Source organism: Thauera aromatica K172, from assembly GCF_003030465.1.
GTDB classification, from domain to species: domain Bacteria; phylum Pseudomonadota; class Gammaproteobacteria; order Burkholderiales; family Rhodocyclaceae; genus Thauera; species Thauera aromatica.
Window position 1 is genome coordinate 46,962 of sequence record NZ_CP028339.1, and the last position, 12,029, is coordinate 58,990.

12 protein-coding genes are annotated in these 12,029 nt (G+C 65.8%); 6 read left to right on the forward strand and 6 right to left on the reverse strand.

Going from position 1 to position 12,029, the window contains the following annotated elements:
- The first annotated feature begins 103 nt into the window (after positions 1-103).
- Positions 104-1,444: a ferredoxin reductase family protein gene (locus Tharo_RS00195; RefSeq protein WP_107219471.1), complete on the forward strand. Its 1,341-nt coding sequence runs from the start codon at positions 104-106 to the stop codon at positions 1,442-1,444.
- 65 nt (positions 1,445-1,509) lie between these two features.
- Here Tharo_RS00195 and Tharo_RS00200 read toward each other — a convergent pair whose 3' ends face one another.
- From Tharo_RS00200 to Tharo_RS00220, 5 genes are all read right to left on the reverse strand, one after another.
- A complete protein-coding gene (locus Tharo_RS00200) occupies positions 1,510-1,893 on the reverse strand; it encodes a hypothetical protein (protein WP_107219472.1) in 384 nt (127 codons plus the stop codon).
- 63 nt (positions 1,894-1,956) lie between these two features.
- The gene (locus Tharo_RS00205) at positions 1,957-2,820 is read right to left on the reverse strand and encodes an SPFH domain-containing protein (RefSeq protein ID WP_107219473.1); all 864 of its coding nucleotides are present in this window, start codon (positions 2,818-2,820) and stop codon (positions 1,957-1,959) included.
- 25 nt (positions 2,821-2,845) lie between these two features.
- Complete coding sequence (locus Tharo_RS00210) at positions 2,846-3,301, reverse strand: NfeD family protein (RefSeq protein ID WP_107219474.1); 456 nt, start codon at positions 3,299-3,301, stop codon at positions 2,846-2,848.
- Between the two features lie 408 nt (positions 3,302-3,709).
- A complete protein-coding gene (locus Tharo_RS00215; protein WP_107219475.1) occupies positions 3,710-4,678 on the reverse strand; it encodes a recombination-associated protein RdgC in 969 nt (322 codons plus the stop codon).
- A 96-nt stretch (positions 4,679-4,774) separates the two neighbouring features.
- A complete protein-coding gene (locus Tharo_RS00220) occupies positions 4,775-5,242 on the reverse strand; it encodes an SRPBCC family protein (RefSeq protein WP_107222254.1) in 468 nt (155 codons plus the stop codon).
- Positions 5,243-5,384: 142 nt separating this feature from the next.
- Here Tharo_RS00220 and Tharo_RS00225 point away from each other — a divergent pair, with 142 nt between their 5' ends.
- Complete coding sequence (locus Tharo_RS00225; protein WP_107219476.1) at positions 5,385-6,131, forward strand: 16S rRNA pseudouridine(516) synthase; 747 nt, start codon at positions 5,385-5,387, stop codon at positions 6,129-6,131.
- A 9-nt stretch (positions 6,132-6,140) separates the two neighbouring features.
- On the opposite strand, the gene Tharo_RS00230 is transcribed toward Tharo_RS00225, so the two are convergent.
- Entirely contained in the window at positions 6,141-6,989 is an 849-nt protein-coding gene (locus Tharo_RS00230; RefSeq protein WP_245880960.1) for a hypothetical protein, read from the reverse strand.
- 524 nt (positions 6,990-7,513) lie between these two features.
- Between Tharo_RS00230 and earP the strand changes: the two genes are divergently transcribed.
- From earP to Tharo_RS00250, 4 genes are all read left to right on the forward strand, one after another.
- Positions 7,514-8,704 carry an elongation factor P maturation arginine rhamnosyltransferase EarP gene (gene earP / locus Tharo_RS00235; RefSeq protein ID WP_342749572.1) on the forward strand — a complete coding sequence of 397 codons (1,191 nt, stop codon included), beginning with the start codon at positions 7,514-7,516 and terminating at the stop codon, positions 8,702-8,704.
- Positions 8,705-8,770: 66 nt separating this feature from the next.
- On the forward strand, positions 8,771-9,328 hold the full coding sequence (gene efp / locus Tharo_RS00240) for an elongation factor P (RefSeq protein WP_107219477.1): 558 nt from the start codon (positions 8,771-8,773) through the stop codon (positions 9,326-9,328).
- A 131-nt stretch (positions 9,329-9,459) separates the two neighbouring features.
- A complete protein-coding gene (locus tag Tharo_RS00245; RefSeq protein ID WP_107219478.1) occupies positions 9,460-9,918 on the forward strand; it encodes a ribosome-recycling factor in 459 nt (152 codons plus the stop codon).
- A 94-nt stretch (positions 9,919-10,012) separates the two neighbouring features.
- Positions 10,013-11,938 carry a B12-binding domain-containing radical SAM protein gene (locus Tharo_RS00250; RefSeq protein WP_107222257.1) on the forward strand — a complete coding sequence of 642 codons (1,926 nt, stop codon included), beginning with the start codon at positions 10,013-10,015 and terminating at the stop codon, positions 11,936-11,938.
- The last annotated feature ends 91 nt before the right edge of the window (positions 11,939-12,029 follow it).

A 12,029-nucleotide genomic window follows, 5' to 3' on the forward strand; every position in this document is an offset into this window, starting at 1 on the left:
ACGCCGCAGTCCGCTCCTGATCCTGCGCCGCCGCGATGTCGCCGCTTCCTGAAGCCTCATCGGATATACACTGAAAATATCCGAAGGGAGAAAGGAGAAGGCGATGAAGAACATCCGCTTTGCCTATGCCGGGCTGCTCCTGCTGCTGAGCCTGCTGTGGTGGCTGGCCGACCCGCTGCTGCCCGACGGCTACGGCTATTTCGCCCTGCGCACGGTGCTGATCAACTACACCGGCGTGCTCGCCATCGGCGTCATGAGCGTGGGCATGATGCTGGCGCTGCGGCCGGTGCGGGTGGAGCCCCTGCTCGACGGGCTGGACAAGACCTACCGCCTGCACAAGTGGCTGGGGATCACCGGCCTGGTGGTGTCCGTCATCCACTGGCTGTGGGCCCAGGGCACGAAATGGGCGGTAGGCTGGGGCTGGCTGGTCAAGCCCGAGCGCGTGCCCGGGCCGCCGCTCACCGATCCGGTCGAGGCCTTCTTCCGTGCCCAGCGCGGGCTGGCGGAGTCGGTCGGCGAATGGGCCTTCTATGCCGCGGTGGTGCTGATCGCGCTCGCGCTGAGCAAACGCTTCCCCTACCGGCTGTTCTTCAAGACCCACCGCCTGCTCGCGCTCGCCTACCTGGCGCTGGTCTTCCACTCGGTGCTGCTGACGCCCTTTTCCTACTGGACACAGCCGATGGGAGTCGTGCTCGCCCTGCTGATGGCCGGCGGCAGCGTCGCCGCGGCGGTGTCCCTGGCCGGCCGCGTCGGCCACCGGCGCAAGGCAGTGGCCGAGATCGAAGAGTTGGTCAATTTCCCCGACAACCGCGTGCTCAAGGTGGCAATCCGCTTCAAGGATCGCTGGCCCGGTCACGCGGCGGGCCAGTTCGCCTTCGTCACCTTCTCGGCGGAAGAAGGCGCGCATCCGTTCACGATCTCATCGGGCTGGCAGGGGGATGGCCGCCTGTTCTTCCTGATCAAGGGCATCGGCGACTACACCGCCCGCCTGCCCGAACTGGTGCACGTCGGCGACCTCGTCACCGTCGAGGGTCCGTACGGCCGCTTCGATTTCGCCAACGGCGGCGTCAGCGGCAAGCGCCGGCAGATCTGGGTCGGCGCCGGCATCGGCATCACCCCCTTCATCGCGCGCCTGAAGGCGCTCGCCGTGGAGCCCGACGGGCGCAAGATCGATCTGTTCTACAGCACCGCCGAGCCTGATGATGAATTCATCGGGCGTCTGCAGCGCGACGCCAAGGCGGCAGGCGTCAACCTGCATATCGTAGTGAGCGCGCGGGACGGACGGCTCGACGTCGACCGCATCTGCAGTGCGGTGCCGGGCTGGGCCGAGGCGGACGTCTGGTTCTGCGGACCGGGTGGTTTCGGCCAGGCCTTGCGCACGGGTTTCGTCGCCAAGGGCTTGTTGGAGACCGACTTCCACCAGGAATTGTTCCACATGCGCTGAAGCGCGGGCGGCCGTCGATCGTGGGGGAGCGGATTGGCGGCCGCACGGGCCCCCTTCGGGCAGGCTCACTTGCCGGTGACGATGCCCTCGACCACTTTCCTGCCTTCGGAATAGAGCGTCACCTGGCCGTCCTCGAACTCCACGTTCATGCAGCCGGTGTTGCCCTTGAGCTTGCCGTCGAGCCATTCGCGGCAGTAGCGGGCCTGGTCGTCCACCCACCAGCGCGCCTTCGCGCCGGTGCTGTCGGCGAGCGTGCCGTCGCTGCCGAACTTCAGCGTGTACGCTGATTCGGTGCGCAGATAGACGCCGATGAAAGTGGCGCCGGTGAGCAGCTGCTCGACCTCGGCCTTGTTGGTGATGAAATTCTGTGCCAACGCGCCGCCAGCAGCCGTACCCAGGGTCAGCGCCGCCAGCAGGGCGCGCGCGGTGTTTCCAAGCTCGAACTTCATGTCGATCCTTTAATCCGGTTCAGTGAAACGCTTCTGTACCCCCTGCAGCCAGTCTTGCCGTACTCAGGCGCGCGCACCGAGCTTGCCGACCAGGCCGCGCAGGGTTTCGTGCAGGTCGGCGGGCATCACCACGACCTTGGCGCTGCCGGACTCGCCCAGTTTTTCCAGCGAGGCGATGTATTTCTCGCCGAGCAGGTACATCATCGGTCCAGCCTCCTCGCCGATGCTGGCGGTGACGCGGCGGATCGACTCGGCCGAAGCCTCGGCCAGCATCACCTGCGCGCTCGCATCACGCTTGGCCGATTCGAGGCGCGCCTCGGCTTCGAGGATCGCCGCCTGCTTGGCGCCTTCGGCCTTGGTCACCGCGGCCTTGCGCTCGCGCTCGGCGGCGGCCTGCAGCTCCATCGCCTTCTGCATCGACGGTGAGGGCTTGATGTCCTGGATCTCCACCGATTTCACGGTGAGGCCCCAGTCCACCGCCTCGTCGGCGATGCTCTCGCGCAGCCGGGCCTTGATCTTGTCGCGCGAGGACAGCGCCTCATCGAGCTCCATCTCGCCGACGATCGAGCGCAAAGTCGTCATGATCAGGTTGCGGATCGCCTCGGAAAAGTCGGTCACCCCATACACCGCCTTGACCGGGTCGGTGACTTTGACGAAGGCGATCGCGTTGGTCAGGATCACCGCGTTGTCGCGGGTGATCACTTCCTGTTCCTGGACGTCGAGGATGATGTCCTTGGTCACCAGCTTGTAGGCGACGTTGTCGAGGTAGGGGATCAGGATGTTGAGCCCCGGGCGCAGCGTGGCGTGGTACTTGCCGAGACGCTCGACCACCCATTCTTCGCCCTGCGCCACCAGGCGCACCCCCTTGGCGATGGTGATGATGACGAAAATCAGCACTGCAACGGCAATCGCCAGGCCTTCGGTCATGACCGCTCCCCCGCTTCGTGATTGTTCAGGCCTTCGCCACCTTGACGAAGCTGCCTTCGACGCTGACCACACGCACGCGCTCGCCGGCCGCGATCGCATTCTCGGCCACACAAGCCCATTCCTCGGCACCCAGCACCGGGCGCTGGAAGCGCACCCGGCCGCGCTCGAAGGGCGCCACCGCACTCACCAGCAGACCCACTTCACCGATCACCTCACCGCCCGCGGTGCCCACCAAGGTCTTGTGCTGCGAGCGCTTGAAGACCCGGAACCACAGCACCGTCATTGCCACCGAAGCGGCGACCCAGGTCGAAATCTGCGCCGTCAACGACAGGTCGGCCTGCACCAGCAGCACCAGCCCGACCAGCATTGCGCCGAAGCCGAACCAGAGGACGAAGAACGTCGGCACGGCCAGTTCCAGCAACACCAGTGCCAGCCCGGCGATCTCCCAGTGCCACCATTCGAGGATCAAGGTGCTTTCCATGGTCGAACTGTAACGCAGCTTTGTCCTGCCGTGGTTTCGAAAGGCATACGGTCTGCCGCCGGATGGGCCGCGATCCGGTGGACAAGCTGTGGCTCGGGGGAGGATGAAATTGTGAACAAGTCGCGAAAACGCTGGAGGCTCTTTTTCCATCAACAAACCATCCCGCCTTTCCCGCGCTCCTGTCCATCCTCTTGTACAGCTGACAAGTTGTTGTTTATCAAAAACAAAAATGTGTTATCCACAGAAACGGGCAGTGCATTGTCTTTATAGTCTTTTAAAAGATTTAAAAACCCTATAACAAACCAGAACAGGCGGAACGGCCGGACGGAATGCCCCAGGCCGTTCCACTACCGGGGCTCGGGCTCGATGAACACGGGCGCAACACCGGTGCCCATCGAGCGTTGTCGTTCAGAAAGGGGGATCGTCCGCAGTCGCCAGTGCAGGCGCGGGATCAGGAGTGAGAGCGGAAACGGCTTCGTCACCGATCTCGCCTCCCAGGGCTTCCACTACGGCGGGCAGCAGATGCGACAGTTCGCCGGTCATCAGGGCGAACTCGGCGTTGAACACGGCTTCGGTGTCGTCCTTGTCGGCCTCTCCGAGCTGGTCGCGGACGATGTCGAGGAAATCCAGGCGCTTGATCTCGAGCTTTTCGGTGAGCACGAAACTGATCCGGTCGTCGAACGTCAGCGCCAGCCGGGTCGGCAGCTTGCCGGCTTCGAGATGCCCTTTGACCTCGTCGCCTTCCAGCGGATGGCGCACGTAGCGCACTGCCGCCTTGTCCTCGGCGATCGAGCGCAGTTCGCAATCCTGGTCGATGGTGAAACCGGCCGGCGCTTCGCTGCCGGCGAGCCAGTCGGTCATCGCCGACATCGGCGAACGTTCGGTACGCAACAGGGCGAGCGGGAAGTGGTCGAGGCTGTGGCGCAACTGCTCGATCAGATCCTCGGCCTTGCTCTGACTGGCGGCATCGACCACGAGCCAGCCATTGACCGGGTCGATCCAGGCGAACAGACGGCGGCGGCGGGTGAACGCGCGCGGCAGCAGTTCCTGGGTGATCTGCTCGCGCAGCTCCTTCATCTGCTTGCGCCCGAGCTTGTAGCCCTGCTGCTCGGCGAGTTCCTCGGCGCGCTCGTCGGCTTCCTGCTTGACCACGGCCGACGGCAGCAGGCGGTGCTCGAAGCCGAGCGCGACCAGCCATTGGCCACCGACCGCATGGACCAGCACTTCGTTGCCGAGCGGCGACAGCCAGCCACGGCTTTCCATGTCCTGGCTGGAGCAGGGGTGGAAGGGCTTCTTCGCCAGCTGCTCCTCAAACTGCTCGAGCGTGATGCCCCAGTTCGCGGGGAGGCGATATATCTGCAAGTTCTTGAACCACATGGGCGTGTCATTCCTGTCGGAGTGAGAGGGGAAGGAAAAGGGAGAAAAGGCGCCGCATCCACTGCGGTGCAGGCACGGCATGGCGCCCGGAAAGGCTTACTGCTGCAGGCCGCCGGATTCGACGATCATGCGGATGACGCGCACGGTATCGATGTCGGACTGGTGGTAGGCCGAACGTACGAACTCGACGTAGCGCGCATCCTCGCCCCCTTCGGGCAGCGTCGTGCGATAGCGGAAACGCAGGAAGAGGGCGCCTGGCTCCGGTTCTTCGATGCTGATCGTCAGGCTGCCGCCGGCGTGCTGCGGGTTGGCTTCGGATTCGAAGCGGACCCACTGCATGGGGGCGAAAGTGACGCGGTCGCGGATCACGGCGTGGCCGAAGTGCAGGTCGCGCACCAGGCTGTTGTCGCCGCGCTCGACGATGCGGCAGGCCTCGAGGCCGGGAAGGAAGGCGCGCGCGTCCTCCGCCCGGCACAGCAGGCCGAACCACAGCTCTTCGCGCGTCAGCAGGGTCTGCAGGGGATTGGCGAGGTCATTGACCTCGATCAGGTGCTCGAATTTCAAATCCATCTCCGGAACGCCCCGGGGCCACGGTGCGGCGCACCGCTCTGTGCCGGAGGAAGCCGGCGAATCCGGGGCGGATGAGGCTTCCCCGACGACGGGCAGGGGCGCAGTTTACCCCGCACCGGCGCGCAGCCGGGATAACATGCGCGCCATGCAACTCGAACGACTTCTCCATGCCCAGGGCTTCGGCAGCCGCAAGGAATGCCGCGCCCTGGTCCGCAGCGGCTACGTCAGCGTGGCCGGCACCGTCTGCGATACACCCCATGCCGAATTCGACCCCGGCAGCAGCGATGGTTCGCCCGGGCTCGAATTCAGCGTCGATGGCAAGGTCTGGCACTTTCGCGCCCAAGCCTACATCGTGCTGCACAAACCGGCCGGCTACGAATGCTCGCATAAGCCCACTTTCCACCCTTCGGTGTTCACCCTGCTGCCTGCGCAGCTGCTCGAACGCGGCGTGCAGTGCATCGGCAGGCTGGACCAGGACACCACCGGGCTGCTGCTGCTGTCGGACGACGGCCAGTTCATCCACCAGTGGAGTTCGGGCAAGAAGCGCACCCCCAAGGTCTATGAGGTGACGCTCAAACACGTGGTGGACGAAGCCTTCGTCGCCACCCTGCTGGGCGGCGTCCAGCTCCACGACGAACCGGAACCGATCGCCGCCACGGCCTGTGTGCTCACCAGCCCGACGACCTTGCGGCTGACGATCCGCGAAGGCAAGTACCATCAGGTCAAGCGCATGATCGGCGCCGCCGGCAACCGCGTCGAAGCCCTCCACCGCAGCCGCGTCGGCGGCCTGGAACTGGATGCCGGGCTCTCTCCCGGGCAATGGCGCTGGCTGGAAGCGGCCGATCTGCGCCAACTCGCAGACTACGATCGCGATCCGGCCTGAAGCACCGGTTCAGAAGCGCATTTCGAGGTTGGCCCCGACCGCCCAGCGCTGCTCGCGTTCGGGCTCTTCGTCGCCCTTCGGCCAGAAATGGCCGGCGATCAATTCGCCGATCAGCCAGTCCCGATAAACCGGCTGCTGCCATTTGACGCGCACGCCGTACTCGCTGAGCTTGTCCCGCATGCCGGTTTCGCCGGTGGCGACGATCTCGCCCGAGAGCACGCGCTGATCGCCGAATTGCCTGAACAGGCCGAGGCTGCTCGACCAGGCGAAACCGTCGGTTTCCTTGGTGATCGTCGCCGCGTTCTGCCAGTGCAGCGCCAGTGCCGGAGTGAAGGCGTGCTCGTAGTTGAAGGACGTGGTCGAGCCGAAATGGTCCTTGACCGTCCAGAACACCGTTTCCCTGAACTCGATCCGGTCCTGCACTGACAGGGCCCACTGCTTGCGCAGGCGCGCCTGGGCATAGACCTTGTAGCCGCCGCGCACCCCCGCACGCAGGTCGATGTTGCGGCGCAAGGCGTAGCCGAGCCCGATGAAGCCGCTCTGATCCTCTTTGCGCCGTTCTTCCAGCAGCTGCTGCTCGCGGGTGAAGGTTTCCGGCTGGTCGGTGACCAGTTCGCGCTCGTTCTGGCGGCCAAGGAAGATGTAGGCCTTGTCGCGCAGGTTGGGCAGGTCGAAGCGGGCGCGCAGGCGCACGTTGGTGTCCCAGCCTTCGTCCTGGCGCCAGAGCAGGCGCAGCCCGAGCCGCCCGTGAGTGACTTCGCCGCCGTCCTCGAAGGGACGGTCGCCGAACCAGTCATTCACCGTTTCCCCCAGCCATACGGTCAACCCGCGCACTTTCGTCCGGGTCTGCTCGAGCACGCCGATTTCCTGCGCGTCCTCATTTGCGGGAAGGGTTGCCGCCGGGGGAGACAGCCCGAGCTGGGCGACTGCGGATCCGGTGGGGACGAGAAGCAGGAAAAGGCAAGGAATAGCGTGTCGTGGCGTCACGATGATGTCCCCCAAGCGCCGAAATTGCCGACTGCCGTGGTCCGGTTCGATCCGGTGCGGCGGTGGTCCTGCCTGTCGAACAGCTTCTGCCGCGCATTCTACGCTTTCGGAATGGGATCGGGGATGCTGCGCCCGGTGTGGCCGCGCGCTTCGTTGTCTCGTGTTTTGTTCTTTAGTTTTTCTATTGATTTAAATAACAAAGAAGTAAACAGTCGGCCGAAATCTGTGGATAAGTCTGCAGACCCCTTTCCCTGAAAGCTTTTTCGGGGTCGAACAAGAGGTTGGTAAGGCACTTCGTCCCGTGTGCGTGAAATGTCCATGCTTTTTTCCGATTTGCGGATTTCTCCGCTTGTCCACATGCTCTCCCGCCTCTGCTCCCAGGATTGCTCACCAAAATGATGTCTTTGCCCAAAAATGCCCGGCCGCGCTGGGAAATCTTCTGCCGGGTTGTGGATAACTTTGGGGATATCGGCGTTTGCTGGCGGCTGGCCTGTGATCTGGCTCTGCGCCGGGAGGGCGCGGTCCGGCTCTGGGTCGATGACTGGTCGGTGCTCGGGCGCATCTGTCCGCCGGCGCGGGCGCTCGATCCGGAGCGTGGCGGCGTGGTCGCGGGCGTGGAACTGCGCCACTGGGGCGAGCCTTTTCCGGTGCTCGCGCCGGGTGAAGTCGTCATCGAAGCCTTCGCCTGCGAGCTGCCGGAAGTGCATTTGCAGGCGATGGCGGGCCAGACCCGGCGGCCGGTGTGGATCAATCTCGAATACCTGTCGGCGGAGGACTGGGTGGCGGGCTGCCATGGCCTGGCTTCGCCCCATCCGCGCCTGCCTCTGGTGAAGCATTTTTTCTTTCCCGGCTTCGACATCGACAGCGGCGGCCTGCTGCGCGAGGCCGACTTGCTCGCGCGGCGCGCGGCCTTCGTTGGCGATCCTGCCCGCCGTTCGGCGTGGCTGGCCGAACGCGGGCTCGAGCGGGCGGCGGCGGACAGCCTGCGGGTGTCGCTGTTCGCTTACGAGCAGCCCGGGCTGGCGGCGCTGCTCGGCGCCTGGCAGGGCGGGGGGCGGGCGGTCGAACTGCTGGTACCGGAGTCGCGCGTGCTCGGCGACCTGGCGCGCGCGCTCGGGGTCGATGCGCTGCGGGTGGGCGATCGCCTGCAGCGTGGCCGCCTCGGCGTGCAGGTGCTGCCGTTTACCGATCAGGCCGGCTACGATGAGCTGCTGTGGGCGTGCGATCTGAATTTCGTCCGCGGCGAGGATTCCTTCGTCCGTGCGCAATGGGCGGCGAAACCCTTCGTCTGGCAGATCTATCCGCAGGCCGGGGCGGCGCATCGGGACAAGCTCGATGCCTTCCTCGGCCGCTATCTGGCCGGCGCGGCGCCCGCGCCGGCCGCGGCCCTGGTCGCTCTGTGGCAGGCGTGGAACGGCTTCGGCACCAGTGCAGCCGCGCTCGCGCAGGCCTGGCCGGCGTTTGCCGAGGCCTTGCCGGCGCTCGATGCGCACGCGCGTCGCTGGTGCGAGCGGCTGGCGGCCGGCGAAGATCTCGTTACACGCTTGACCAGATTCTGTTCCCACATCGAGGCCGTCGCGAGGTAGAATCGCGCGCTTGAATTTTCAAGCATGTGCGGCCCGGGGGCCGCGCCGCTCATTCCAGGAAACAGCATGAAAACCGCTCAGGAACTCCGCTCGGGCAACGTCATCATGGTCGGCAGCGACCCGCTGGTGGTGCAGAAGGCCGAATACAACAAGTCCGGCCGCAACTCCGCGGTCGTCAAGATGAAGCTCAAGAACCTGCTCACCGGTGCGCCGTCGGAGTCGGTTTACAAGGCCGACGACAAGTTCGAAGTCGTCGTGCTCGAGCGCAAGGAAGTCACCTACTCCTACTTCGCCGACCCGATGTACGTGTTCATGGACGCCGACTACGAGCAGTACGAAGTCGAAGCCGACAACATGACCGACGCGCTCAAGTACCTCGAAGACGGCCTGCAGTGCGAAGTGGTGTTCTACAACGGCAAGGCGATTTCGGTCGAACTGCCCAACAGCGTGGTGCGCGAAGTCGTCTATACCGAACCCGCGGTCAAGGGTGACACTTCGGGCAAGGTCATGAAGCCGGCCAAGATCTCGACCGGCTTCGAGCTGCCGGTGCCGGCCTTCGTCGAAATCGGCGACAAGATCGAAATCGACACCCGCACCGACGAGTACAAGAACCGCGTCAAGTAAGTGCCGCCGTTCCATCGCCAAAAGGGCCCGCGCGGCCCTTTTGTTTTTGGCTGTGCCGAACTGCGCGTCTCCAGCGCGGTCTTTCTGCGCACGGTGTCACCGATGTCGATCCACTCCCCGAGCGCTCTGCCATGAAGCCCCTGATTCTCGCCCTTGCCGTTCCGGCCAGCATCCTGCTCGCCGCCTGTGCTCCCGACACTCCGGCGGAAAAGGCGGAAAAATCCGCCGCCGAAGCCGCCGCCGCTGCGCGTGAGGCCCTGGACAAGGCGGGCGAAGCGGCGAAGAAGCTCGGTGAAGCCGGCGCCGCCGCGGCGCAGGCGATCGTTGAAACTTCCGAGCAGAAGGTGCGCGACGAAGTCGAGGCGGCAGGCAAGGAAGAAGCGGTGCGCGATGCCAAGGAAGCGGCCGAGCATGCCGCGCAGCGTATTGCCGAAGCCACCCGGGATGCCGCTCAGCGGCTCAAAGAAGCGGGCAAGGACGCGATCGAAAGCGTGCGCCCGAAAGCGGACGGGGCCGACAGCGGGGCAGAGCCGGCGCCGGTCGAGGAACGCCGCCTCGACCATCCGGGAGCGGGCGAGACGCCGCGCTGAATCCATCCTGGATCGAAAGACGGCCCCTCGAGTCCACCGCTTGATGCCGATCCGGCTCCTGGATATGGACGTCGTTTCCGCACTTCCCCCGCCGATGCCCTCTGCCAGCCTGCGCGTGCTCGCCGTCATCCCGCCGATGACGCAGCTCAACACGCCCTACCCCTCCACCGCCTATCTCACCGGTTTCCTGCGTTCGCGCGCGATCGACGCGGTGCAGGAAGACCTCGCCCTCGCCCTGGTCCTGCGCCTGCTGTCGCCCGCCGGGCTGGACGCGATTCGCACCTGCGCCGAGGCCCTGCCGAAAAAACGGCGCACGCCGCTGGTCCAGGGCTTTCTCGACCATTTCGCCCGTTACCGCTACACCATCGGCCCGACCATCGCCTTTCTCCAGGGGCGCGACCCGACTCTCGCCCACCGCATCGCCAGCCGCACTTTCCTGCCCGAAGGGCCGCGCTTCGATGCGCTCGACGCCTACCTCGACCCCGACGATCCCGACGGCGGCGATCCGCTGGCCTGGGCCTTCGGCGCCCTCGGTCTCGCCGATCGCGCCCGCCACCTCGCCACGCTGTACCTCAACGAGCTTGCCGACCTGCTGCGCGAGGCGGTCGATGCGCGCTTCGAGTTCGTCCGCTACGCCGAGTCGCTGGCGATGAGCCAGCCCACTTTCGAACCGCTCGCCGCCGCGCTGGCCGCGCCGCCCACCCTGGTCGACGCGTATTTGAGCGAGCTCGCCCTCGAAGCCGTTTCCCGCCACGCACCGCAGGTGGTGCTGGTGTCCACCCCCTTCCCCGGTTCGGTGTACGGCGCCTTTCGCATCGCCCGGGCAATCAAGGCGCGCCACCCCGAAGTCATCACCGTGCTCGGCGGCGGCTTCATCAATACCGAGCTGCGCGAACTGGCCGAGCCGCGCGTGTTCGACGACTTCGACTACGTCACTCTGGACGACGGCGAGCGCCCGCTGCTGGCCCTGCTCGAACACCTGCAGGGCGAACGCGAGCGCTCGCGCCTGGTGCGCACCTTCGTGCGCGATGCCGACAGCGGGCAGGTACGCTACTTCGACGGCGCCGAGCCCGACGTGCCCTTCGCCGAGATCGGCACCCCGACCTGGGACGGCCTGCCGCTCGAGCGCTACCTGTCGGTACTCGACATGCTCAACCCGATGCACCGGCTGTGGTCGGACGGGCGCTGGAACAAGCTCACCGTGGCCCACGGCTGCTACTGGAAGAAGTGCAGCTTCTGCGACACCAGCCTCGACTACATCGGCCGTTACGACGGCGCCGCCGCCAGCGTGCTGGTCGATCGCATCGAGGCGATCATCGCCGAAACCGGGCAGACCGGCTTTCACTTCGTGGACGAGGCGGCACCGCCGAAAGCCCTGCGCGCGCTGGCCGAGGAGCTGCTGCGGCGCGGGGTGGCGATCTCGTGGTGGGGCAACATCCGCTTCGAGAAGTCCTTCACTCCCGAACTGTGCCGCCTGCTCGCCGACAGCGGTTGCATCGCCGTGTCCGGCGGCCTGGAAGTGGCCTCCGACCGCCTGCTGAAGCTGATGAAGAAGGGCGTCTCGGTGGAGCAGGTGGCGCGCGTCACCCACGCCTTCAGCGAAGCCGGTGTGCTGGTTCATGCCTACCTGATGTACGGCTTCCCGACCCAGACCGTGCACGACACCGTGGACGCGCTCGAATACGTGCGCCAGCTGTTCGCGGCGGGCTGCATCCAGTCGGGCTTCTTCCACCGCTTCGCATGCACCGTGCATTCACCGGTGGGTAGGAACCCCGCAGACTACGGCGTCACCCTGGCGGCGCTGCCCGAGGTCACGTTCGCGAAGAACGACATCGCCTTCCTCGACCCCACCGGCGTCGACCACGACCGCCTCGGCAAGGCGCTTAACAAGGCGCTCTACAACTACATGCACGGCATCGGCCTGGAGGCCGACGTGCGTCAATGGTTCGACGAGCGCGTACCGCGGCCGCGGGTGGGGCGCCGGTTCATCGCCCAGGCGCTGCAGGCGGCGGAGCGGTGAACCGGCGCCACCTCTCCCTGGACACCACCCTCAGGGGATTTTCGTTTATTTCTGTTCCTTGCGGAAAAACGAGGGCGCCCCGGAGCATATG